The 22835-nt window shown below is 58.0% G+C and carries 23 protein-coding genes; 11 read left to right on the top strand and 12 right to left on the bottom strand.

Annotation, left to right across the window (positions count from 1 at the left end; genetic code table 11):
- Window position 1 precedes the first annotated feature (1 nt).
- Complete coding sequence (locus tag ACJ8QI_RS05905; protein WP_049202546.1) at window positions 2-1102, bottom strand: GGDEF domain-containing protein; 1101 nt, start codon at window positions 1100-1102, stop codon at window positions 2-4.
- Window positions 1103-1301: 199 nt separating this feature from the next.
- Here ACJ8QI_RS05905 and ACJ8QI_RS05900 point away from each other — a divergent pair, with 199 nt between their 5' ends.
- Together ACJ8QI_RS05900 and dauA are read left to right on the top strand one after the other, a co-directional pair.
- A complete protein-coding gene (locus tag ACJ8QI_RS05900; RefSeq protein WP_038877820.1) occupies window positions 1302-1787 on the top strand; it encodes a heme-degrading domain-containing protein in 486 nt (161 codons plus the stop codon).
- Window positions 1788-2019: 232 nt separating this feature from the next.
- On the top strand, window positions 2020-3708 hold the full coding sequence (gene dauA, locus ACJ8QI_RS05895) for a C4-dicarboxylic acid transporter DauA (protein WP_442532206.1): 1689 nt from the start codon (window positions 2020-2022) through the stop codon (window positions 3706-3708).
- Between the two features lie 47 nt (window positions 3709-3755).
- Here the strand turns inward: dauA and kdsA are convergent, their stop codons facing one another.
- The 7 genes from kdsA to ACJ8QI_RS05860 form a co-directional block, all read right to left on the bottom strand.
- Window positions 3756-4610, bottom strand: a complete 855-nt coding sequence (kdsA, locus tag ACJ8QI_RS05890) for a 3-deoxy-8-phosphooctulonate synthase (RefSeq protein WP_038872048.1) — start codon at window positions 4608-4610, stop codon at window positions 3756-3758.
- 58 nt (window positions 4611-4668) lie between these two features.
- The gene (sirB1, locus tag ACJ8QI_RS05885) at window positions 4669-5478 is read right to left on the bottom strand and encodes an invasion regulator SirB1 (protein ID WP_038872030.1); all 810 of its coding nucleotides are present in this window, start codon (window positions 5476-5478) and stop codon (window positions 4669-4671) included.
- Entirely contained in the window at window positions 5475-5876 is a 402-nt protein-coding gene (locus ACJ8QI_RS05880; RefSeq protein WP_170310367.1) for a SirB2 family protein, read from the bottom strand. Before ACJ8QI_RS05880 ends, sirB1 begins: the two co-directional genes overlap by 4 nt.
- Window positions 5877-5917: 41 nt before the next feature.
- Complete coding sequence (gene prmC / locus ACJ8QI_RS05875; protein ID WP_336843352.1) at window positions 5918-6751, bottom strand: peptide chain release factor N(5)-glutamine methyltransferase; 834 nt, start codon at window positions 6749-6751, stop codon at window positions 5918-5920.
- Window positions 6751-7836, bottom strand: coding sequence for a peptide chain release factor 1 (gene prfA / locus ACJ8QI_RS05870; RefSeq protein ID WP_019454779.1), 1086 nt, complete (start codon window positions 7834-7836; stop codon window positions 6751-6753). Before prfA ends, prmC begins: the two co-directional genes overlap by 1 nt.
- 31 nt (window positions 7837-7867) lie before the next feature.
- Entirely contained in the window at window positions 7868-9130 is a 1263-nt protein-coding gene (hemA, locus tag ACJ8QI_RS05865; RefSeq protein ID WP_033638164.1) for a glutamyl-tRNA reductase, read from the bottom strand.
- Window positions 9131-9456: 326 nt separating this feature from the next.
- A complete protein-coding gene (locus tag ACJ8QI_RS05860; RefSeq protein ID WP_193776813.1) occupies window positions 9457-10629 on the bottom strand; it encodes an acyltransferase family protein in 1173 nt (390 codons plus the stop codon).
- Window positions 10630-11108: 479 nt separating this feature from the next.
- On the opposite strand from ACJ8QI_RS05860, the gene lolB reads away from it, so the two are divergent.
- The 3 genes from lolB to prs all read left to right on the top strand — a co-directional run bounded on the left by lolB (window position 11109) and on the right by prs (window position 13717).
- Window positions 11109-11732, top strand: coding sequence for a lipoprotein insertase outer membrane protein LolB (gene lolB, locus ACJ8QI_RS05855; RefSeq protein WP_442532205.1), 624 nt, complete (start codon window positions 11109-11111; stop codon window positions 11730-11732).
- Window positions 11729-12595, top strand: coding sequence for a 4-(cytidine 5'-diphospho)-2-C-methyl-D-erythritol kinase (ispE, locus tag ACJ8QI_RS05850; protein WP_060452860.1), 867 nt, complete (start codon window positions 11729-11731; stop codon window positions 12593-12595). Before lolB ends, ispE begins: the two co-directional genes overlap by 4 nt.
- A 174-nt stretch (window positions 12596-12769) precedes the next feature.
- Window positions 12770-13717, top strand: a complete 948-nt coding sequence (gene prs, locus ACJ8QI_RS05845) for a ribose-phosphate diphosphokinase (protein ID WP_004941061.1) — start codon at window positions 12770-12772, stop codon at window positions 13715-13717.
- Window positions 13718-13902: 185 nt separating this feature from the next.
- Here prs and ychH read toward each other — a convergent pair whose 3' ends face one another.
- On the bottom strand, window positions 13903-14181 hold the full coding sequence (ychH, locus tag ACJ8QI_RS05840) for a stress-induced protein YchH (RefSeq protein ID WP_025160276.1): 279 nt from the start codon (window positions 14179-14181) through the stop codon (window positions 13903-13905).
- Between the two features lie 301 nt (window positions 14182-14482).
- Here ychH and pth point away from each other — a divergent pair, with 301 nt between their 5' ends.
- Complete coding sequence (gene pth / locus ACJ8QI_RS05835) at window positions 14483-15073, top strand: aminoacyl-tRNA hydrolase (RefSeq protein WP_028128042.1); 591 nt, start codon at window positions 14483-14485, stop codon at window positions 15071-15073.
- A 37-nt stretch (window positions 15074-15110) separates the two neighbouring features.
- Here pth and ACJ8QI_RS05830 read toward each other — a convergent pair whose 3' ends face one another.
- On the bottom strand, window positions 15111-16640 hold the full coding sequence (locus ACJ8QI_RS05830) for a SulP family inorganic anion transporter (RefSeq protein WP_060419382.1): 1530 nt from the start codon (window positions 16638-16640) through the stop codon (window positions 15111-15113).
- Window positions 16641-16974: 334 nt separating this feature from the next.
- On the opposite strand from ACJ8QI_RS05830, the gene ychF reads away from it, so the two are divergent.
- Window positions 16975-18066 (top strand): redox-regulated ATPase YchF, encoded by a 1092-nt coding sequence (gene ychF / locus ACJ8QI_RS05825; RefSeq protein WP_004941048.1) that lies wholly within the window; start codon window positions 16975-16977, stop codon window positions 18064-18066.
- Between the two features lie 278 nt (window positions 18067-18344).
- Entirely contained in the window at window positions 18345-18875 is a 531-nt protein-coding gene (locus ACJ8QI_RS05820; protein ID WP_442532204.1) for a hypothetical protein, read from the top strand.
- 441 nt (window positions 18876-19316) lie between these two features.
- Here the strand turns inward: ACJ8QI_RS05820 and ACJ8QI_RS05815 are convergent, their stop codons facing one another.
- Window positions 19317-19763 (bottom strand): tautomerase family protein, encoded by a 447-nt coding sequence (locus tag ACJ8QI_RS05815; protein ID WP_193158982.1) that lies wholly within the window; start codon window positions 19761-19763, stop codon window positions 19317-19319.
- A gap of 165 nt (window positions 19764-19928) precedes the next feature.
- On the opposite strand from ACJ8QI_RS05815, the gene ACJ8QI_RS05810 reads away from it, so the two are divergent.
- Window positions 19929-20423, top strand: coding sequence for a winged helix-turn-helix transcriptional regulator (locus ACJ8QI_RS05810; RefSeq protein ID WP_442532203.1), 495 nt, complete (start codon window positions 19929-19931; stop codon window positions 20421-20423).
- 7 nt (window positions 20424-20430) lie between these two features.
- Here the strand turns inward: ACJ8QI_RS05810 and ACJ8QI_RS05805 are convergent, their stop codons facing one another.
- Window positions 20431-20868, bottom strand: coding sequence for a helix-turn-helix transcriptional regulator (locus ACJ8QI_RS05805; protein ID WP_442532202.1), 438 nt, complete (start codon window positions 20866-20868; stop codon window positions 20431-20433).
- A 618-nt stretch (window positions 20869-21486) separates the two neighbouring features.
- Here ACJ8QI_RS05805 and ACJ8QI_RS05800 point away from each other — a divergent pair.
- Together ACJ8QI_RS05800 and ACJ8QI_RS05795 are read left to right on the top strand one after the other, a co-directional pair.
- On the top strand, window positions 21487-22020 hold the full coding sequence (locus ACJ8QI_RS05800) for a fimbrial protein (protein ID WP_015377562.1): 534 nt from the start codon (window positions 21487-21489) through the stop codon (window positions 22018-22020).
- 143 nt (window positions 22021-22163) lie between these two features.
- Window positions 22164-22832, top strand: coding sequence for a fimbrial biogenesis chaperone (locus tag ACJ8QI_RS05795; protein WP_442532201.1), 669 nt, complete (start codon window positions 22164-22166; stop codon window positions 22830-22832).
- Window positions 22833-22835 lie beyond the last annotated feature (3 nt).

Here is a 22835-nt window from a genome sequence, read left to right as displayed (position 1 = left end):
CTTATTCGCGCGGGAAACCGGCGCCCAGCGGCGCCAGCTGCATCACGCGGCTGGTCACCACCCGATTTTTACCGCTGCGCTTCGCCTCATATAACGCTTCGTCGGTCATGGCGATCGCCTTGTCCAGCGTCATGCCGGGCAGATACAGCGACACGCCGATCGACAGCGTGATGTGCGCTTCATCGTGGGCATTCAGCAAGAACGTCGAGCTCTCCACCGCGCTGCGAATGCGCTCCGCTACCCCACCGATGACCAGCGGATCGTAGCTGGCGGTGATCACCATAAACTCCTCGCCGCCGTAACGCCCGACGAAGTCCTCGTTGCGCACGCTGTTTTGCAGCAGCCGGCCGACGCTGGCCAGCAGCACGTCGCCGGCCGGGTGGCCGTAGGTGTCATTGATCTTTTTGAAATCATCCAGATCGAGGATCATCAGCCCGCACGGGCGGCGTTCGGCGCGCTGCAGCATCAGGTGGTAATCGACGCTGGCGCGGTTGTTGATATGGGTCAGGCTGTCGGTCGTGGCGCGGGCGCGCATCGCGAAATAGGCGTAGATGTGGCGCTCTTTGAAATTCAGCGCATGGTAGCAAATCGCCAGGCAGAGCGCGGAAACCGCCTGGTACAGCAACACGTCCAGCCATAGCCCGCTCATGTCCACCAGCAGCCACACCACCGCGATGCGATACAGTGCGATGGCGCCGATCGTCAGGTAAAACACCCAGTGGGATTTCTTCAGCCACACGCGCGACAGCAGCAACGGCACCAGGATTGAGGCGATAAACAGGTTATCGACGGTGAAACCGCCGGTCAGCGCCATGGCGAACAAAAAGCTCACCAGCCCACTGATGCCGCCGCCGAAAAAAGTCACCAGGATCATCGGAATCATCGAAAAGCTGTAGTGCACCTTATCGGTCAGCTCCAGCCGGTCCTGGCTTAAATACAGCACCGCCACCCCGGCCAACAGGCCGAATACGACGCGCTTCCACAGCGCAGAGCGATAGGAGAAAGGCGCGTTTTTACTGAGAACGAAATAGCTTACCGACAGCGTGGCGTAGGTAATGCAGGCGTCGCTGTAAATGGCGGGAATGGACGCAATGTAGGTCATAAATAGTCAGCGGCTCCTCGGGATCGCCAGGGGTTGATATGCAGACGTTGAATAACGCATCCCTGTCGTCTCCGCTTCGGCGGCGGCTATTTTACACAGTCTATTAATAGAGTAGCAGTTCTATCTTATCGCCAAGCCGTCTATCTCACGATGCGCGCTTCAGGCTACTCTGTGCTTTGTGTTATCGGGGGAGAACCGCATGAATATCGACGATGAACTGCAGGCGCTCAGCGAACAGGAAGCGACGCTGGCCTTTACCCATTTTGACGCCGCCACCGCCTGGGAGCTGGGCGCGGCGCTGAAAACCGCCGCCGAGCGGCGCGGCCTGAGCATCGCTATCGAGATCCAACTGGCCGGGCAGACGCTGTTTTATTACGCCATGCCGGGCGCCACACCAGACATCGCCGACTGGGTGCGGCGCAAGCGCAATCTGGTGAATCATTTTCACAAAAGCTCTTACGCCATCGGCCTGCGCCTGCAGCAGCGGCAAACGTCGCTGGAAGAGCGCTACGGGCTGAGCGTGCGCGACTATTCGGTGCACGGCGGCGCCTTCCCGCTCACCCTGGCCGGCCTCGGCTGCGTCGGCAGCATCAGCATTTCCGGCGCGCCGCAGAAGGAAGATCACCAGCTGCTGGTAAGCACTTTAGCCCACTTTCTCGGCTTATCCCTACCCGCGCTCCACTAGCCGTTAAAACCTTGATTATTCATTTCCTTTTCAGCCGCAGAATCTGCGGCTGACTTATCTGTTATCCGCATTTAGCGCCAAACAAAAGGGCGACTCTCTGATTTCCTGCGCCAAATTGACACAGGTCTGGTAATCCGCTGAACAAAAGGCGTATGGTATCTGTCACGTGACAAGACGGACCTCATCGGGCCCGCCATTCCTTTCACTTTTGAAGATTTGGTACGCACCGTAGATGAAAACGCATAAAATAAACAAAATTCGCCCCTTCAGCGCGCTGATAGACGCCTGCTGGCGGGAACCTTATAGCCTGGCCCGGTTGCTGAAAGACGCTATCGCCGGGGTGACGGTCGGTATTATCGCCATCCCGCTGGCGATGGCGCTGGCGATCGCCAGCGGCGTGCCGCCGCAGTACGGCCTGTATACCGCCGCCATCGCCGGGATCGTCATCGCCGTCAGCGGCGGTTCGCGCTACAGCGTCTCCGGCCCCACCGCCGCCTTCGTGGTGATCCTGTATCCGGTTTCGCAGCAGTTCGGATTGGCCGGCCTGCTGGTCGCCACGCTGATCTCCGGGGTGTTTCTGCTGCTGATGGGGCTGGCGCGCTTTGGCCGGCTGATCGAGTACATTCCGCTGCCGGTGACGCTCGGCTTTACCTCCGGTATCGCCATCACCATCGCCACCATGCAGATCAAGGACTTCTTCGGCCTGCAGCTGGCGCACACGCCGGAAAATTACGTCGGCAAGCTGTACGCCCTACTGCAGGCGCTGCCAACGCTGGATTTCGGCGATACCCTGATCGGCTCGGTGACGCTCCTGATCCTGATCTTCTGGCCCAAGCTCGGCCTGCGGGTGCCTGGCCACCTGCCGGCGCTGCTGGCGGGCACCGCGCTGATGGGGCTGCTGGCGCTGTTTGACCACCCGGTGGCGACCATCGGCTCGCGCTTCAGCTACCTGCTGGCCGACGGCAGCAGCGGCCAGGGCATCCCGCCGATCCTGCCGCAGCTGCTGCTGCCCTGGGATCTGCCGGGCGGCGGCGGGCAGCCGTTCACCCTGAGCTGGCAAACCGTTTCCGCCCTGCTGCCGGCGGCGTTTTCGATGGCGATGCTCGGCGCGATCGAATCGCTGCTGTGCGCCGTGGTGCTCGACGGCATGACCGGCAAGAAGCACAACTCGAACAGCGAGCTGATCGGCCAGGGTGCGGGCAACATCATCGCGCCGTTCTTCGGCGGCATTACCGCCACCGCCGCGATTGCCCGTTCGGCGGCCAACGTGCGCGCCGGCGCCACCTCGCCGGTGTCCGCCATCATCCACGCGCTGCTGGTGCTGTTGGCGCTGCTGGTATTGGCACCGTGGCTCTCTTACCTGCCGCTGGCGGCGATGGCGGCACTGCTGCTGATGGTCGCCTGGAACATGAGCGAGGCGCACAAGGTGATTTACCTGCTACGCCGAGCGCCGAAGGACGACATTCTGGTGCTGCTGCTGTGCATGTCGCTGACGGTGCTGTTCGATATGGTGATCGCCATTACCGTGGGCATCGTGCTGGCGTCGCTGCTGTTTATGCGCCGCATCGCCCGCATGACGCGGCTGAGCGAGCTGAGCGCCGGCGACGGCCGCCTGGTGCTGCGGGTGAACGGCCCTCTGTTCTTCGCCGCCGCCGAGCGCATCTTTACCGAACTGCTGGCGCGCAGCGAAGGCTACCGCACGATCGTGCTGCAATGGGATGCGGTGCCGGTGCTCGATGCCGGCGGCCTGAGCGCCCTGCGGCGCTTTATCGACGTGCTGCCGGCGGACAAAAAGCTGGTGATCACCGACGTCCCGTTCCAGCCGCTGAAAACCCTGGCGCGTGCGCGGGTGCAGCCGATCGAGGGCCGCCTGCAGTTCTACCCGACGCTGCCGGAAGCGCTGGCGGCCACCGGCGCCTAAACGTAAAAAAGCCCGACGAGTCGGGCTTTTTTTATGGCGACGAACGCTTAGTTGCTGGTATCCAGCTCCGGGAAGCTCTTCACCAGGTCGTCGATGGCTTTCATCTGCGCCAGGAACGGCTCCAGCTTGTCCAACGGCAGCGCGGACGGGCCGTCGCACTTGGCGTTTTTCGGATCCGGGTGCGCTTCGAGGAACAGGCCGGCCAGGCCAACCGCCATACCGGCGCGCGCCAGCTCGGCCACCTGAGCGCGGCGGCCGCCGGACGCGGCGCCGAACGGATCGCGGGTCTGCAGCGCGTGGGTCACGTCGAAGATCACCGGATGGCCGCCGGTCACGTTCTTCATCACGTTGATGCCCAGCATGTCGACCACCAGGTTGTCATAGCCGAAGTTGCTGCCGCGATCGCACAGGATCACCTGATCGTTGCCGCCTTCTTTGAACTTGTCGACGATGTTGCCCATCTGCCCCGGGCTGACGAACTGCGGCTTCTTGACGTTGATCACCGCGCCGGTTTTCGCCATCGCTTCCACCAGATCGGTCTGACGCGCCAGGAAGGCCGGCAGCTGGATCACGTCAACCACTTCGGAAACCGGCTGCGCCTGCGCCGCTTCATGCACGTCGGTGATGATTTTCACGCCGAAGGTTTTTTTCAGCTCTTCGAAGATCTTCATCCCTTCTTCCAGGCCCGGACCGCGGTACGAGTGGATGGAAGAACGGTTGGCCTTGTCGAAAGAGGCTTTGAATACGTAAGGGATGCCCAGTTTTTGCGTCACGGTGACGTAGTGTTCGCAGATGCTCATCGCCAGATCGCGCGATTCCAGCACGTTCATACCGCCAAACAGCACAAACGGCAGATCGTTTGCTACGTCGATATCGCCAATGCTAACCACTTTCTGTTTCATGCTTTCGCCTTTGTTAAGGTTGTAACCGTCGCCTTGCAAACTGCACGGAGTCATTGAATTAATGCAGCGTCACCTGTTTCGGCTCAATCGAGTGGATCTGTACTTTGATCACTTCGCTGACCGGGTCTTCAGGACACTGCTCGACAAAATAGTTGAGGTCGGAAATCGCGATATGGTTGCACTCCAGCTGGGCGTAAATCAGCCCGCGGTCGCGGATCTCGTACGGGTCTTCCGGATCGAAGCACAGCACCGTTTCGCTGGTGCGCAGCGCCATTTCCAGCTGCTTTTCTTCCATCAGGGCGGCCTTCAGCGTATCGAGCATCTTGCGCACCACCATGATGTTCTCCGACTCGTCGAGATCGTCGTCTTCCAGCTCGGCGCCCAGCCCCAGGTTGCCCTTGATCCACACTTCCAGCTGGTGTTCGCTCAGGGTTTCGCCGTTCAGCGGGTTGATCAGCCACAGCTCTTCGTCCAGCCAGTCGGCGCGCAGGATCAGCTGAGTGGGGAAAATCACCGGCAGCAGCGGCAGGTCCAGCGCGTTGGCGATATGCAGGAAGATAGTGCCCAGCGAGACCGGCGTGCCCTGCCGCGCTTCCAGCACCTTGTCCAGCCAGATGGCGTCCGACAGGCGGTACACGCCGCTGGCGCCGCCGAATCCCCAGGTCTTGTAAAACAGTTCGATGAGCGCATCCAGTTGCTGCTCCTGAGTGATATCGACCGGCACCGCCGCGCGCGCTTCGTCCACCAGCTGTTGCAGCTTGCGCTCCACGTCGGCAACCGGGAAATCGCGCCGCACCGACTGCGACACCAGGATCACCCCTTCGCTCAGCGGCGAGGCGTTAAATTCAAAATCAGCAATGCTACTCATAGGTATCCCATCAGAAACGGTATTTTCGTCGTGGCAAGTTTAATTATCAGGTACAGGCAGCCCAACGCCAGCACGAACGCCACGGTTCGCAGCCGCTGACTTTTGGTCTTCTTGCCCAATGCGACGTAGCCAAGCAGGATATAGATAATAACGCCAAACAGCTTCTCGGTCAGCCATGAGTCCATACCCAGCAGCGGATAAAACCCGAACGTCACCACCAGCGCGATGCCGCTGACGAACAGCAGCGTGTCGTTCAGGTGCGGCGCTACCTTGACCCAGCGGCGGCCCATGATCGGCGAGCGGCGCCACTGCCAAAAGAAACGCAGCACAAACAAGGTAATACTGATGGCGACCGTCAGCAAATGGAAATGTTTCAACGCGGTGTATGCAGTCATGATGCTCCCTTAAATGGCTCGGGCGTCGTTATTATGAGAGGCGCTTATCCCGGCCATTGGCCGAGCGTCACGCGGTCGTTGTCGCCATAATCACGGTGGGTGGCGACAGCGGAAAATCCGGCGGCCTGCAGCAGCGCGCGCACGCTCTCGCCCTGCTGCCAGCCATGTTCCAACAGCAGCCAGCCCTGGGGCTGCAAATGGTGCGGCGCCTGGCGCACGATGGCGGCCAGATCCGCCAACCCACGATCGGCGGCGACCAGCGCGCTGCCGGGCTCGAAGCGCACGTCGCCCTGCGACAAATGCGGATCGGCGGCGTCGATATAGGGCGGATTGCTGGCGATCAGCGCGAAGCGTTGCCCCGCCACCGGCACAAACCAGCTGCCCTGTAGAAATCGGACGTTGTCGATCTTCAGCTTGTGCGCATTGTGCTGCGCCAGCGCGACCGCTTCCGGCTGCACATCGACGCCGATAGCCGAACAGTCCGGGCGCTCGCTGGCCAGCGCCAGCGCGATGGCGCCGGTGCCGGTGCCGAGATCGAGGAAGTGGCAGGGTTGCGGCGGCAGGCGCGCCAGCGCCAGCTCCACCAGGCATTCGGTATCCGGGCGTGGGATCAGCGTTGCGGGTGAAACCGACAGCGGCAGCGACCAAAATTCGCGCTCGCCCACCAGATAGGCCACCGGCTCACCGCGTTCGCGGCGCGCCAGCAGCGTCTCCAGCTGCTGTTGCTGCGGCGGCGTCAGCAGGGTTTCACCGAACGCCATCAGGAAGGTTCTGGCCTTGCCGGTCACGAAACCCAACAGGATTTCCGCGTCGCGCCGGGCGCTGTCGCTGTGGATCAAACGCGCGGCGGCGGCTTTCAGCCAGTGTTGATAGTCCATCACTCTTGCTCGGCGGACAGCGCAGCCAGCTGATCGGCCTGATACTCCTGCACGATCGGCTGGATCAGCATGTCCAGTTTGCCTTCCATCACTTCGTCCAGGCGGTAGAGCGTCAGGTTGATGCGGTGGTCGGTCACCCGCCCCTGCGGGAAGTTGTAGGTGCGGTTACGGTCGGAACGGTCGCCGCTGCCCAGCAGGTTGCGGCGAGTGGACGCCTCGGCCTGCTGGCGCTTGGCCATCTCGGCGGCGCGAATGCGCGCGCCCAGCACCGACATCGCCTTGGCTTTGTTTTTGTGCTGTGAACGCTCGTCCTGGCACTCCACCACAATGCCGGTCGGCAGGTGGGTGATGCGGATTGCCGAGTCGGTGGTGTTAACGTGCTGGCCACCGGCGCCGGAGGAGCGGAAGGTGTCGATTTTCAGATCGCCCGGGTTGATGTCCGGCAGCTCGGCTTCCGGCACTTCCGGCATCACCGCCACGGTGCAGGCGGAGGTGTGGATGCGCCCCTGGGATTCGGTTTCCGGCACGCGCTGCACGCGGTGGCCGCCGGATTCAAACTTCAGCTGACCGTACACGCCGTCGCCGGAGACTTTGGCGATCACTTCTTTGAAACCGCCGTGTTCGCCTTCGTTGGCGCTCATCACCTCGACGCGCCAGCGGCGGCTTTCCGCATAGCGGCTGTACATGCGGAACAGATCGCCGGCGAAGATCGCCGCCTCATCGCCGCCGGTGCCGGCGCGCACTTCGAGGAAGCAGCTGCGCTCATCGTCCGGATCTTTCGGCAGCAGCAACACCTGCAGCTGCTGTTCCAGCTCTTCGCTGGTCGCCCGCGCCTGTTTCAGCTCTTCCTGCGCCATCTCGCGCATTTCCGGATCGTCCAGCATCATTTCCGCCGTCTCCAGATCCTCCTGCACCTGACGCCATTCCAGGAAGCAGCGGCTGACGTCGGTCAGCTGCGCGTATTCTCGCGACAGCGCGCGGAACCGGTCTTGGTCGGCGATAACGCCGGCATCGCCGAGCAGCGCCTGCACTTCTTCATGGCGCTCTTGTAACGCTTCCAGTTTGGCAACAATAGAAGGCTTCATGCGTGGTAATAAACCCTGTTAATAGAGAAAACTAATGCTGATCCAGCCCGAGGCTGTCGCGTAATAACTGCAACCGCTCCACGTCGCCGTCGCCGGCGGCCTGCTGGAGGGATTTGGTAGGGGCATGAATAAGACGGTTGGTCAGTTTATGGGCCAGCTCGTGAATAACCTGCTCCACGTTGGCGCCCTGCGCGATGGCGGCCAGCGCTTTGGCCTCCATCTCTGCGCGAATTTGGTCGGCCTGCGAACGGTAGTCGCGGATGGTTTCCACCGCGCCCTGCGAGCGCAGCCAGGCCATGAAGTTGGTGCTTTCCTGCTGCACGATCGATTCCGCCTGCACCGCCGCCGCTTTGCGCTGCGCCAGGTTGCTTTGAATGATGGCGTGCAGATCGTCCACGCTGTACAGATAGGCGTTGGCCAGTTTGCCGACTTCCGGTTCGATGTCGCGCGGTACGGCGATATCCACCAGCAGCATCGGCTGGTTGCGGCGCGCCTTCAGCGCGCGCTCCACCATCCCCTTGCCGATGATCGGCAGCGGGCTGGCGGTAGAACTGATAATGATGTCGGCGTCCGCCAGGCGTTCGTCGATCTCCGGCAGGGTGATCACCTCCGCGCCGACTTCGTCCGCCAGCAGCTGGGCGCGTTCGCGGGTGCGGTTGGCGATGATCATGTGCCGCACTTTGTGTTCGCGCAGGTGGCGCGCCACCAGCTCGATGGTTTCACCGGCGCCCACCAGCAAGACGTTGAGATCGGCCAGCGATTCGAAGATCTGGCGCGCCAGTGTACAGGCGGCAAAAGCCACGGAGACCGCGCTGGCACCGATGTCGGTTTCGGTACGCACGCGCTTGGCGACGGAGAAGGATTTCTGGAACAGACGCTCCAGCTCGCCGGACAGCGACTGGCCGCGTTGCGACTCGGCGAAGGCCTTTTTGACCTGCCCGAGGATCTGCGGTTCGCCCAGCACCAATGAGTCCAACCCGCTGGCCACCCGCATCAAATGGCTGACCGCGTCGTTGCCCTGATGCCAGTACAGGCTTTTCTTCACCTCTTCCGGGCGCAGGTTGTGGTAGGCGCACAGCCAGGCGACCAGTTGCTCGTGCATGTGTTCCTGCTGCTCTACGCTGAGGTACAGCTCGGTGCGGTTGCAGGTGGACAACACGACGCCGCCCTGCACCAACGGTTGTTGGAGCAAGCTGGTCAGCGCCTCATCGATGGACTCTGGCGAGAAGGTCACCCTTTCACGCAGAGAAACCGGAGCGGTTTTGTGATTTATACCTAACGCCAGCAGGGTCATTGCTTCGAGTAATACTTCTGTTGGTACGGGTTCTCGTTGAACGGCATTCTACTTGATGCGCGGGATCAATAAAAGCAACAACCGCATCTTCCGTTCAATCGTTGTCATCAATGAAATCAATCAATGAAAATCAATAAATTCATAACGTTGTCAGAACAGCGAACGCTTTACGTTCGCTGATCGTCTGGGGACGCCGCGCGAATTGCAGGCAGAACGGCACGTCATAGCCAAATTATGAACTAAAAACTCCGCTGTGCGGGATTAAAAATACGTTCGACAAGGCGGCAGTCGAGCCCCCAGCACAGCGGCCCGACGCACGTCGTGGATTACTCAGTTCTCCTGACCATTCGCAACCCGATGATTTTGTTATACACGCGCTTCGAGAAGCTGATGGAAAAATCATCTACCGGCACCACAAACCGCGCGAGCAGCAAAGTGGCGGCGATCGCGATAGCCGAAACGCTCAGCATACTGGCGACGGTCGCCGTCGCAAAACCTTGGGTCAAATAGATCGTCAAAATGATCACGGGAATGTGGATGATATAAATGGGGAACGAGAGCTTACCCAAATAAACCAACCCCTTATTTTCCAACATCCGACTAAGAGAATGGCTGGTCAACACGCCGTAGACAATAAATATGCCTGAGAGAAAATTGAGGAACATATACGAACGATAGCCAAGGAATTTGGTTACCCAACTATAGCTTACGCTATCGTTGTGGACGCCGGCAAAATACAACCCAATGATAAGGAGCACAAGGCCAACGTAATTATTCTTATAGGTAATATTAAAGGCCGAGTAAACAAATCCAAAGAAGAAACATATCATCCCTAATGCAATGGGGATACTAAAAGGTACTATAGCCAATGATGCCAGCAGGAACAGAGACAATGATTGCCACTTGCTTCTTTTGTAAACGATGCAGGCCATATAGATGAATAATGAGCCAATTAACTCAATTTTCATCGTCCAAAGCACGGGGTTATATATATATCCATCCCAAACGGAACCACCGATGAAAGATCCCAGAGCGCCATAGGTAAATGCACCAATCAAAGAGGGGTCACTGATGAGGAAAGGATCGAGCCATGCCGACACACCGGGAAACTCTCGCGTCCCCTCAGAGATAAACAACAAAACCAGAAGCATCAATAAGCAAGAAAACGTAGCCGGAATGGCCAGCCTGAAATATCGCGTAAAGGAAGTTATCAAATAATATTCATCGCTTTTCTTTTCGATACCTCGCGACAGCACGATTCCGCTCATGACAAAGAAAACGAACACCGCCGAACTGCCAGAATAAAAGAAACCCAAAAAAGAATCATGCAAATATTTTTGAACAGGATAAGCGTCAGGAATCGCCCCACCAGAAAAATTATGCAGATATATAAAATAAATCAATGATAAATGGGAAAGTACAACCGCCAGACTGGCAATTCCCCTGACAGAATCAAGACATTTAAGCTTTGCGGCCTTCTGGCTGGGTAATGTATTCACAAAAGAGTCTCTATGATGCACTAAAGGTTTAAAATGGTAGCATTTTTTTAGTATTTTGCAATCAGTTACCCATTCACACACCCTGTTAAAAAGGTGAGATTTCTATCGGAACTCCCCCACCTTTTCTGTCATTTTCTGCTTTAGAAAGACGACGTTAGCAAGAGATAGGTAAATACTGCCTTCTTCTGCAGTCTGCTCGCATCACGATGCATACTCGCCAGTTATCAACGTTATATGAAATTTCAGAATATCCCCAATACCCCGCAAGCCAATGCCCATGTCTCAGATATCGTTCGGAAATAGCTCAATATATGCAGCATTGTGAAAGTTAAACAGCGGGTCTGGCGTTATCCTACCAACATTACGTATCCTTACTAGTCTTAGTAGACATTGACGCGCCGCCGCCGCCCCGTTAGCGTGAGCGCTGAATCCGGGTTTCGTCGCGCATGCCCGCAAGGACAAAAGGACAAGAGAAAGTTATGCCAATACGCAAAGTTAGTTTGCTCCGTCTGATCCCGCTGGCCAGCCTGGTGCTGGCCGCCTGTACCACCACCAAGCCGACCGGCCCGGCCACCAGCCCGACTTCTCCGCAGTGGCGCGCCCATGAGCAGGCGGTGCAGCAGCTCAGCACCTATCAGACCCGCGGCTCCTTCGCCTACTTGTCTGATCAGAAAAAAGTCTACGCCCGCTTCTTCTGGCAGCAGTTCTCGCCGGAGCGCTATCGTCTGCTGTTGACCAACCCGCTGGGCAGCACGGAAATGGATCTCAACGTGCAGAAAAACGTGGTGCAGCTGACCGACAACCAGGGCAAACGCTACGTCAGCGACAACCCGGACGAGATGATCCGCAAGCTGACCGGCATGGCGATCCCGCTGAACAACCTGCGCCAGTGGATGCTCGGCCTGCCGGGCGAAGCCAACGATTTTGCGCTGGATGACCAATATCGCCTGAGCAAGCTGACTTACCAGCAAGGCGGCCAAACCTGGAAAGTGGATTACCAGAGCTACAGCAACGAGGTACAGCCGAAGCTGCCGAACCGCCTGGAACTGCAGCAGGGCGAGCAGCGCATCAAGCTGAAAATGGATAACTGGACGCTCAAATGATTCGCCAGTGGCCCTCCCCCGCGAAACTCAACCTGTTTTTGTACATCACCGGCCGTCGTGAAGACGGCTATCACCTGCTGCAGACGCTGTTCCAGTTCTTGGACTACGGCGACACCCTGACCATTGACCCGCGCCAGGACGACCGCATTCATCTGCTGACGCCGGTCGACGGCGTGCCGGACGAACAGAACCTGATCGTGCGCGCCGCCCGCCTGCTGCAGCGCTATTGCGATGAGCGCGGCCTGCAGACCGCACCGCGCGGCGCCGACATCAGCATCGACAAGCGTCTGCCGATGGGCGGCGGCTTGGGCGGTGGCTCCTCCAACGCCGCCACCGTACTGGTGGCGCTCAACGAACTGTGGCGCTGCGGTCTTGACGACGACCAACTGGCCGAGCTGGGGCTCAGCCTCGGCGCCGACGTGCCGGTGTTCGTGCGCGGCCACGCCGCCTTCGCCGAAGGCATCGGCGAGCGTCTGCAGCCGGCCGAGCCGCAAGAAAAGTGGTATCTGGTGGCGCATCCCGGCGTCGGCATCCCGACACCGGTTATCTTCGGTGACCCCGAATTGAAAAGAGACACCCCGGTTCGCTCCTTAAGTGAGCTGTTGCAGGCGCCGTACGCAAATGATTGCGAACCGATCGCAAGAAAACGTTTTCGCGAGGTTGAACAGCTTCTTTCATGGCTGTTAGAATACGCCCCGTCACGCCTGACTGGCACAGGTGCTTGTGTGTTTGCTGAATTCGACACAGAAATCGCCGCCCGTCAGGTGTTAAATCAAGCCCCGGAGTGGTTGTGTGGTTTTGTAGCGCGCGGCGTTAACGTCTCCCCACTACATCGCATTCGTTCCGGGCGGTTTGAGTCGTAGCTCAACGTTTCGCTGCGCAGGGTCATGCACACCTGGCCCTGTTATCCCTGCGCTGCCTGCGGTCTCAATTTTAGTTTTACATACCCGTATGTATATTGCGCCGGCGTCGCCGACTGCCCCTTGGCGATGTCGTATGACAATATCTTCTCTGGACGCAAGCCTGAGGTTCTTCTCGTGCCTGATATGAAGCTTTTTGCTGGTAACGCCACCCCGGAACTAGCACAACGTATTGCCAACCGTTTGTACACCAGCCTTGGTGACGCCGCTGTAGGTCGTTTTAGCGACGGCGAAGTGAGCGTGCAAATCAACGAAAATGTACGCGGCGGTGATATTTTCATCATCCAGTCCACCTGTGCCCCGACCAACGACAACCTGATGGAACTGGTTGTGATGGTCGACGCCCTGCGTCGCGCCTCCGCAGGTCGTATTACCGCCGTTATCCCTTACTTCGGCTATGCCCGCCAGGATCGCCGCGTGCGTTCCGCGCGTGTGCCAATCACCGCCAAAGTGGTTGCCGATTTCCTCTCCAGCGTAGGGGTTGACCGCGTTCTGACGGTGGATCTGCATGCTGAGCAGATTCAAGGCTTCTTCGACGTACCGGTAGACAACGTGTTCGGCAGCCCGATCCTGCTGGAAGACATGCTGCAGCAGAACCTGGAAAACCCGATCGTGGTTTCCCCGGACATCGGCGGCGTAGTGCGTGCCCGCGCCATCGCCAAACTGCTGAACGACACCGACATGGCCATCATCGACAAACGCCGCCCGCGCGCGAACGTGTCTCAGGTGATGCACATCATCGGTGACGTGGCAGGCCGCGACTGCGTGCTGGTCGACGACATGATCGACACCGGCGGTACCTTGTGTAAAGCGGCTGAAGCGTTGAAAGAACGCGGTGCCAAGCGCGTATTCGCCTACGCGACGCACCCGATCTTCTCCGGCAACGCCGTGGACAACATCAAGAACTCGGTGATTGATGAAGTGATCGTCTGCGACACCATTCCGCTGTCGCCGGAAATCAAGGCACTGAAAAACGTTCGCACTCTGACCCTGTCCGGCATGCTGGCTGAAGCCATCCGCCGCATCAGCAACGAAGAGTCGATCTCTGCGATGTTCGAGCATTGATGCGTCGTCTTTCCGGTGCGGCGCCCACCGTGCCGGAAAGATAGCGTGCCCGACAGCAGAAAAAGAAAAACCCGTTGGTGCGTGCGCAGCAACGGGTTTTCTACTCGTAGTCCAACATGACCTCAGACCTTAATGCACGGCAGATATTCCCTTGCCCTGCTCTCGCTTCCCTTCTGATTTTTTAATCAATGCGACGAACGATGTTGGTCGTTACGGCACCGTTTATCAAAGTGTTTTACCCACCAGTAGCGATCCGCCACTTGCTCGCGGCCGCCGATACGCGCGCCCACCAGCCACAACAGCGCGCCGACGAAGATACTCATGATGGCGCCGTGGGCGAAAAATTGCGGTAAATCGAACTGAGATACTTCAGCAATAATGGAGTATCCGACGCCGCCGATCATCACGACCAGGCCCAGCCCCATAAAAAAGTTGCCCATTCTGTCCGCGTTTCTACGTTTCATATGCCACCTCCATGATTGCCATGTGCCAACCGGGATAACGCTGCAACTTGTTAACCCACTTTGATAAGTTAAGTATAGTCCTTGTTGCGGCAAGGGGATTGCGGAGGCGATCACAAATGGTAAAGAATTATTGACACTTCTTAACACGCCGCTGAAAATTAGCGGACAAATTGAATTATTCAGCTAATGAATCATTCGTCTTTCTTACCTAAGGCGACGGCGGAGATCGGATTTTGTCATTCGCCGCCCCGGCAGGTAGACTAAGGCCCTTTCCATTACCCTGATCATAGCGAATCTCCCAGTGAGCAGTATTAAATTGATAGTCGGCCTGGCCAACCCGGGCGCGGAATATGCCCAGACGCGCCACAACGCCGGCGCCTGGTACGTCGATCTGCTGGCCCAGCGCCACAATCAGCAGTTGAAAGAAGAGAGCAAGTTCTTCGGCTACACCGCCCGCTTGAACCTGGCGGGCAACGACGTGCGCCTGCTGGTGCCGACCACCTTCATGAACCTGAGCGGCAAAGCGGTGCTGGCCATGGCCAACTTCTACCGCATCGAGCCGAACGAGATTTTGGTGGCGCACGACGAGCTGGATCTGCCGCCCGGCGTGGCAAAAATCAAGCTCGGCGGCGGCAACGGTGGCCACAACGGCCTGAAGGACATCCAGAACAAGTTCGGCAACAACCCGAATTTCTACCGCCTGCGCATCGGCATCGGCCATCCGGGCGACAAGAACAAGGTGGTGGGCTTCGTGCTCGGCAAACCGCCGGCCGGCGAGCAGAAGATGATTGACGAAGCGATCGACGAGTCGCTGCGCTGCACCGAGATGCTGATGAAGGACGGGCTGGAAAAAACCGTTCAGCGCCTGCACAGCTTCAAGGCGCAGGCCTGAACCTTGCCGCAGCGGGCGCCCTGCCCGCTGCCTGCATTTAGCCGCGCGGGTTGAAGGTCTCCTCGCTCACGCGGCGGTCATCGGCGGTGAAGCCCTCTTCCGCCACGTAATACTGCGGATCGTCCAGCTCATGGCTGCAGAACGGCCCGGCGCGCTTGAGCAAGCGCACGCAGTCACCGCTCAGGTGGCGCAGCCGAATGCTTTTCCCCGCCGCCAGATAACGCGCCGTCAGCTTATCGATCGCCTCTACGCCGCTGGAATCCATCACCCGGGTGCCGGCAAAATCCAGCACCACATTCTGCGGATCGCTCTGCGGATCGAACAGTTCGGCGAAAGCGGCAGCGGAGCCGAAGAACAGTGGGCCATCGAGCTGATACACCGCCACGTCGCCCGTCACCTGCCGCTGGCGCACGCGGATGCGCGCCTGCTGCCAGGCGAACACCAGCGCCGAGATAATCACCCCGCTGATCACCGCCACCGCCAGATCGGTAAAGATGGTGATCAGCGTGACGGCGATCATCACCAGCGCGTCCGCCTTCGGCATGCGGCGCAAACGGCGCAGCGAGCTCCACTCGAAGGTGTTGTAACACACTACCAGCATCACCCCGGCCAGCGCTGCCACCGGCAGCAGGCCGATATAGCGCGACAGGCTGACCACGAACAGAATCAGCAGGATGGCGCCCACCGTGCCGGAGAGGCGCCCGCGCCCGCCCGAGGTAAAGTTGATGATCGACTGGCCGATCATCGCGCAGCCGGCGAAGCAGCCGAACAGGCCGCACACCGCGTTACCGGCGCCCTGCGCGATGCTTTCGCGGTTGCCGTTCCCCTTCTTGCCGCCCATTTCATCCAGCACCGTCATGGTCAGCAGCGATTCAATCAAACCGACCAGGGCGATCACCACCGCATAGGGCAACACCACCCGCACCATCTCCAGGGTGAACGGCGCCGTCGGCAGGCTGAAGTGCGGCAGCGCGCCGGAAATGTCCGCCAGATCGCCCACCCGCAGCGTGTGCAGATTGAGGCCGATCGCCAACGCCGAAACCACCAGCAGCGCCGCCAGCGAAGACGGAATGGCCTTGGTCAGGCGCGGGAACAGCACCACCACCGCAATCGCCAGCGCCACCAGGCCGTACATCAGCGGCCCCTGCCCGGCGATCATCTTCAGCTGCGCCAGCATGATGACGATCGCCAGACCGTTGACGAAGCCGTGGATCGCCGGCAGCGGCACCAAACGAATGAACTTGCCCAGCCGGAAGGCGCCAATCAGGATTTGAATCGCCCCAGCGAACAGCGTGGCCCACAGCACGTAGCCCATGCCGTACTGCGCCGCCAGGCTCATCAGCACCACCACAATGGAGCCGGCGGCGCCGGAAACCATGCCCGGCTTGCCGCCGAACAGCGCCGTGACCAGGCCGATGATAAACGCGGTATGCAAACCGACGATCGGCGAAAGACCGGCGACCAGCGAAAAGCCGACCGCCTCGGGGATCATCGAAACCGCCACCACAAAGCCCGCCAGGACTTCATTTTTAACGTCCGCGATCCTGACGTTACTCAGGTTAAACATGCATTATTCACTTATGACAGATGACATCATCTCCCCGCGTAGCGGGTATGGGGTACCGCAAGGCGCGGCAGACTGCAGGCGGGCACAACTCAGGGTGGCGTAGGCAAGAAATACATCCGGCGCGTTTCCTGTCGGTTAATCGGAACGGCCAGTATGGGTAAATGTGATCCAAATCTCAAATAAAAACCGGCCGCGGGCGCTGGGCTCGCCCCGGCCAAACAAGTCTGATCGAGATAAACGCCCATTACGTGTATAATGGCGCCATTATTTTGCCCTTTATGCAGTCGATTAAACCTAACCGGCTGATAGTTAAGATATTTAAGGTGATTACAACATGGGATTCAAATGCGGTATCGTCGGCCTGCCTAACGTAGGCAAATCCACCCTGTTCAACGCGTTGACCAAAGCGGGCATTGAAGCAGCCAACTTCCCGTTCTGCACCATTGAACCGAACACCGGTGTGGTGCCGATGCCCGATCCGCGTCTGGATAAGCTGGCCGAGATCGTCAAGCCGCAGCGCATTCTGCCAACCACCATGGAATTCGTCGACATCGCCGGTCTGGTGAAAGGCGCGTCCAAGGGTGAAGGCCTGGGCAACCAGTTCCTGACCAACATCCGCGAAACCGAAGCCATCGGCCACGTGGTGCGCTGCTTCGAAAACGACAACATCATTCACGTCAACAACAAGGTCGATCCGGCCGAAGACATCGACGTCATCAACACCGAGCTGGCGCTGTCTGACCTGGACACCTGTGAGCGCGCCATCCACCGCGTGCAGAAGAAAGCCAAAGGCGGCGACAAAGACGCCAAGGCCGAGCTGGCGGCGCTGGAGAAATGCCTGCCGCACCTGGAAAACGCCGGCATGCTGCGCGCGCTGGATCTGACTGCAGAAGACAAAGCGGCGATCAAATACCTGAGCTTCCTGACCCTGAAGCCGACCATGTACATCGCCAACGTTAACGAAGACGGCTTCGAGAACAACCCGTACCTGGACACCGTGCGTAAAATCGCCGATGCCGAAGGCTCCGTGGTAGTTGCCGTGTGCGCCGCTGTGGAATCCGATATCGCCGAGCTGGAAGACGAAGAGCGCGACGAGTTCATGGCCGAGCTGGGCCTGGAAGAGCCGGGCCTGAACCGCGTGATCCGCGCCGGTTATGAGCTGCTGAACCTGCAGACCTACTTCACCGCCGGCGTGAAAGAAGTACGCGCCTGGACCATCCCGGTCGGCGCCACCGCCCCGCAGGCTGCCGGCAAGATCCACACCGACTTCGAGAAAGGCTTTATCCGCGCGCAAACCATCGCCTTCGACGACTTCATCACCTACAAGGGTGAACAAGGCGCCAAAGAAGCCGGTAAAATGCGCTCAGAAGGTAAAGACTACATCGTCAAAGACGGCGACGTGATGAACTTCCTGTTCAACGTCTAATCCCTTCCCCGCAGCGTATTTCTCCGCTGCCGGAAACGGAAAAATCCACGCTTCGGCGTGGATTTTTTTGTCTCTCGATTCTGCGTGTTAGCGCTCTGGATAAGAATCTAATGTTAAAAGTGCAACGTACTGAACGTTACGATGAGCAACGGACAGTTTTATTCAGTAGGCCCCTCATCCAGAATGATTAAATTTTCTGCTATTCAATATTTTAATATCTGTATTAAGATGACTTCACAATCTTTGGTTAATTAGTGAGTTAGATAAGGATTCTAGCGATGCCTCTACCTGACCGAATGAGACCCACAAAAGTCAGTAGCAAAAAGATCAATGAGCTGGCAAACAAAGCTAAGCAGATACTTTCAAGAATTGACGAAGGTTTTGACGAACAAGATTCCGTTTTAGAAGCAATGATAGTCGAATGGAACAGCCAGGTTGCATGCCCCTATGCGTTTTCAGATTTCAGAGATTTCTCCTCCTGGACCAGTGCCAGGGAGTTCGCCCGCATGGCTTTCAATCTGGAAAAATTCTATGCGGATTTTACCTGGGATGAATTGGTTCAAACACTTCGCTGTGTGTCTGATGCCAAAAGTAAGGAATCCGAACAAAATTTCGCTCTTGCACTGCTTGAGAAAAATTTTGATGGCAATCCATCAGACCTCATTTTTTGGCCGGATGAATGGTTCCAGGATCCTGATATGTTCCATGTTGACCTGACAACCGAAGAGATTGCCGGCTATTTAATGGCCCGCTCTGGCAGGTATTTAGCTGATGCGCCTGAAATAGAGTTAAAGTATCCGATCCCATGATCAATGCTTAAAGAACGGTACTGGCCTCTTTTCCAATCTGAACGCTCAATATTAGATGTTTGTGCGGCTTAAAGCGGTCTAATCCTAAAGGCTTTCCATATAGTTGAATGCGTTCATCAGCTCTTCTTCAGTTAACGGTGATTCCAGATTTGAGCCTGACTCTTTCTCAACTTTTATTAGAAGCCCACTGCGAGTCATTCCCAATCGGTTCGCCACATGGTTAGCACAACTGCGCGCGTGAGACGCTCTGTGTGCCAGCGGCATTGCCGTATTCAACACTTTTTTCCTCGCTGATGAATGAGACATGGCTTCTCCCTGCAAGCGACATTTTTATCCATTCTAACACTTCCGAAAAACAGCCTCTTGGAGGCTGCCTTTCAATTTCTTTCGGCAGATACAGTACGCATTATTTCATAGTCCACAAGCGTTTACCGTTGCTCATTATGTCCATTTCTCACGGTTATCCCCCTCCCACACCGAAGGCCGGTTCTCGCTGCGCCATTTCTCCCCCGCCGTCGTTCCCGGCGCCGGGGGCTTCAAGCCTTCGATAGTCCACAGCGAGAACGGCGTTTCGTCCACGTGCAGCTCCCAGCGCAACCCGCGCGCGGCAAGGTAGGGTTGCAGGATGCGGGTGCAGGCCGCCAGGAATTGCTGCTGCTCTGCGTCGTTGTCCATGGCGCGCGCAATATGGTCGATGGTCACCCGCACGAAATCATCGGCCGGTTCGCCGCCGAGATAGGCCGAACCTGGCGGCAGCGCGTGGAAGAACACGTTGACGTAAAAGCGCGGCAAAAAGTCCTGGTACAGGGCAGTGACCTTCTGCGCAATCGCGCGTTTATCGGCGGCGCTGAAAGCCGGTTCAGGGTGGTAAATCTGCCACAGTGGCATCGCGTTATCTCCTCGGTAAAGCTGCGGGGTATCGACAATCGTTCTGGCCGGCAGGTGGTGTCAAACAAAACTCTAATAATAAGAGTAATAACTCCAATCATTGAAGTGATCAAGCCGAGGCGATAAAATTATCCGCATTAGGGCGGCAAACGGAGGCAAGGCAACGTGAAAGCAAAAGGGTTTGAAGGTATGACGTGCTCGGTGGCCCACGTGCTGTCGGCGTTAGGCGATCGCTGGGGCGCGATCCTCATGCGCGATCTGCTGCTGGGGCTCTCGCGCTATGACGATTTGCGCCAGTCGACCGGTATCACCAACAATACGCTGACCGATCGGCTGAAGGCCCTGGAAAACCATGGCCTTATCGAAAAGCGGCAATACCAGACGCGCCCCGATCGCTACGAGTACCTGCCGACGGAGAAGGGAAAAGATCTCGGGCTGCTGGTGATGGCGATGATCCAGATTGGCGACAAGTGGAACCTGTCCGAGCTGGCCGGGCCGCCGCTGCGCGTGGTCGACCGTGCGACTGGCCACCCCGCCACCCTGCGCGTGGTCGATGCCGTGACCGGCGAATCGCTGCCGCCGAAAAACCTGGCGCTGGCCGCCGGGCCCGGCGCCGATGAGATCACGCGATGGCGGCTGGCCGTCGGCAAAACCCGCTAACGGTGCGCTACAACAGCGCAATCATCTTCAGCAGTTCGACCCGATTGCGGATGCCGAACTTTTTGCCGGCGTTATTGAGGTGCGAATAAACGGTTTTCGGGTGCAGGTTAAGCCGCCGAGCGGTCAGGCGGATATCTTCGGTGCGGGCGGTTTCACACAGCACCGCCGCCTCGCCAGGCGTGATTGCCGCCGCCCGCTGCCGGTTCACCACGTGCCGTTCGCTCGTCTCCTGGCGGGCCAGCGTTGCGCAGGTCTCTCGCACCACCTGCAGCGCTTCCCGTTTGTGCAAAATCGCATCCGGCTGCGCCGCAGCGATAAACGCCAGGATCAGCGGTGAACTCCTATCGATGAAGAACAGTAACCGGACGTCTTTATATTCACTGCGTGAATATTTAATGAATTTTAAATACGCCTCGAACCGGTAAATCTCCTGGGGAAACTCCATAATAATTAAATCAGGCGCCGGGCTTATATTTTTAATGATATTCATATTGGGTGAGGATAAGGTTATCACCCCGCCGCCCAATAATGTTTTCATGCCCAGCCGGCACAGCGGTGAACCATCGATATAAATCACTCTCACTTTAATTCTCCTTATCAGCATGGACGCATGCTTCCACACCTCAGGCGGCTTGTCGCTGCTCTTTTTTGGGGTAATTCGCCTGCAAAGCACACCGATATAAAACATCTTGATAACATGTTTTTCAAATAATCACGCAACCGTCAGCACGTTGATTAATACGCAAAAAAGGCATGAATGTTTCAAATTATTTCAATCACAAAAACTGGCGATCCAATAAAATCGCAACGTAATGATATAGATCTATTTTCTATTTTGTATGATATAAGCACAAATGAAAAAAAATGTAACAGCAGGCCTTCTCGTCTTATTGCCTTATTCAAAACACCTATAGGGAAAATTCTTAGTTTGTTAGGATGAAAATCCATGTTTGCCGACGCGTTTAAAAAACAATTGCGCAACATGATTAACCCACAACCGCACGTCAGTAATTTATTACTGTCAGGAAAGCTTTTCTCTAAAGTAAATTAAAGGGCATTTCACATGAATGTTAAATTAGTCGCATTATCCATGCTGGCTCTCTCCGGCGCCTGTGCGGCCGCTTCGTCCAATACGGTGCAATTTAAAGGCGAAGTCAGCACGCAAACCTGCTCGGTGAATATTAACGGCAACCAATCCAACCCGGTCGTTCTGCTGCCGACCGTCGCCGCCAGCAAACTCGCCACCAAAGGCGCCACCGCCGGCGACACCACCTTCACCGTCAACGTGACCGGCTGTGCGGCCGCAACCAGCGATACGGCGATCAAAACCGTGCTGGCGGGCAACAACCCAACCACCAACGGCAACCTGGGCAACGCGGGCGATGCGGCCAAAGTGTCCATTCAACTGCTGGACAGCGACGCCACCACGCCGCTGTCGTTCGCCAGCGGTTCGACCGTCACCACGTCGGCGATGACGCTGGCCAAAGACGCCACCTCCACCTCGCAGAACCTGGTGGCCCGCTACTACGCGGAAGACACCGGCGTGGCGGCCGGTTCGGTGATCGCCACCGCACAGTTCGCCATTAGCTACAAATAAGCCGGCGTCAGGCGCCATACCTGTTGATGCCAGCGCCGCCCTTCGCCGGGCGGCGCTGAATGACTCGCTCCCTTTATCGGTTCACGTTTATGCCGCAGATAACCCGCTCCGCCCGCCGATGGGCCGCCCTGTCGCTTTGCCTAATGAGTTTTGCCGCTACCCACGCGTCGGCCAGCGTGACGCTGCTCGGCAACCGCGTGATCTACCCCGCCGAGGCGCGGGAAAAAACGCTGCAGTTCACCAACGACGACGGCACCCCGGCGCTGATGCAGATCTGGCTCGACATCAATAACCCCAAATCCACGCCGGAAAACGCCGATGCGCCCTTTGTCGCCTCGCCGCAAATCTTCCGCATGAATCCGCACAGCGGGCAGATGGTGCGGCTGTCGTTCGTCGGCCAGCCGCTGCCGCGCGATCGCGAATCGCTGTTCTACCTCAACTTCCTGCAGGTGCCCGCCGTGCGCCAGACGGACAGCGACAAGAACAAACTGCTGCTGGTGGTCACCAATCGGCTGAAGGTGTTCTATCGCCCCGCCGGGTTGGCCGGCGACGCCAACCACGTCATCGATCGGCTCAGCCTGCGCCAGGCCGGTAACGCGCTGCGCGTCGACAACCCGACCGGCTACTACGCCAACGTCAGCCAGGCCGCGATCCTGAGCGGCGCGAAGCGCATCACCATCCCGCAGGCGGATCTGATCCCGCCGTTTTCACAGGCCAGTTGGCCGGTGAACGGGGAGGTGCGGCAGGTCGCACTGCGCGTCATCAATGACTATGGGGTGGAAATCTCACGCACCCTGGACGTCGCGCGCTGAAAC

This window comes from Serratia sp. CY84636 (assembly GCF_052166245.1).
GTDB lineage: Bacteria > Pseudomonadota > Gammaproteobacteria > Enterobacterales > Enterobacteriaceae > Serratia > Serratia nevei.
This window is presented reverse-complemented; position numbering and strand designations above follow the sequence as displayed.

What these genes read in the sequence shown, in the direction of transcription:
- ACJ8QI_RS05905 (WP_049202546.1), bottom strand. Translation starts at nt 1,102, where the DNA reads ATGACCTACATTGCGTCCATTCCCGCCATTTACAGCGACGCCTGCATT.
- ACJ8QI_RS05900 (WP_038877820.1), top strand. Translation starts at nt 1,302, where the DNA reads ATGAATATCGACGATGAACTGCAGGCGCTCAGCGAACAGGAAGCGACG.
- dauA (WP_442532206.1), top strand. Translation starts at nt 2,020, where the DNA reads ATGAAAACGCATAAAATAAACAAAATTCGCCCCTTCAGCGCGCTGATA.
- kdsA (WP_038872048.1), bottom strand. Translation starts at nt 4,610, where the DNA reads ATGAAACAGAAAGTGGTTAGCATTGGCGATATCGACGTAGCAAACGAT.
- sirB1 (WP_038872030.1), bottom strand. Translation starts at nt 5,478, where the DNA reads ATGAGTAGCATTGCTGATTTTGAATTTAACGCCTCGCCGCTGAGCGAA.
- prmC (WP_336843352.1), bottom strand. Translation starts at nt 6,751, where the DNA reads ATGGACTATCAACACTGGCTGAAAGCCGCCGCCGCGCGTTTGATCCAC.
- prfA (WP_019454779.1), bottom strand. Translation starts at nt 7,836, where the DNA reads ATGAAGCCTTCTATTGTTGCCAAACTGGAAGCGTTACAAGAGCGCCAT.
- hemA (WP_033638164.1), bottom strand. Translation starts at nt 9,130, where the DNA reads ATGACCCTGCTGGCGTTAGGTATAAATCACAAAACCGCTCCGGTTTCT.
- lolB (WP_442532205.1), top strand. Translation starts at nt 11,109, where the DNA reads ATGCCAATACGCAAAGTTAGTTTGCTCCGTCTGATCCCGCTGGCCAGC.
- ispE (WP_060452860.1), top strand. Translation starts at nt 11,729, where the DNA reads ATGATTCGCCAGTGGCCCTCCCCCGCGAAACTCAACCTGTTTTTGTAC.
- ychH (WP_025160276.1), bottom strand. Translation starts at nt 14,181, where the DNA reads ATGAAACGTAGAAACGCGGACAGAATGGGCAACTTTTTTATGGGGCTG.
- ACJ8QI_RS05830 (WP_060419382.1), bottom strand. Translation starts at nt 16,640, where the DNA reads ATGTTTAACCTGAGTAACGTCAGGATCGCGGACGTTAAAAATGAAGTC.
- ychF (WP_004941048.1), top strand. Translation starts at nt 16,975, where the DNA reads ATGGGATTCAAATGCGGTATCGTCGGCCTGCCTAACGTAGGCAAATCC.
- ACJ8QI_RS05820 (WP_442532204.1), top strand. Translation starts at nt 18,345, where the DNA reads ATGCCTCTACCTGACCGAATGAGACCCACAAAAGTCAGTAGCAAAAAG.
- ACJ8QI_RS05815 (WP_193158982.1), bottom strand. Translation starts at nt 19,763, where the DNA reads ATGCCACTGTGGCAGATTTACCACCCTGAACCGGCTTTCAGCGCCGCC.
- ACJ8QI_RS05805 (WP_442532202.1), bottom strand. Translation starts at nt 20,868, where the DNA reads ATGGAGTTTCCCCAGGAGATTTACCGGTTCGAGGCGTATTTAAAATTC.
- ACJ8QI_RS05800 (WP_015377562.1), top strand. Translation starts at nt 21,487, where the DNA reads ATGAATGTTAAATTAGTCGCATTATCCATGCTGGCTCTCTCCGGCGCC.
- ACJ8QI_RS05795 (WP_442532201.1), top strand. Translation starts at nt 22,164, where the DNA reads ATGAGTTTTGCCGCTACCCACGCGTCGGCCAGCGTGACGCTGCTCGGC.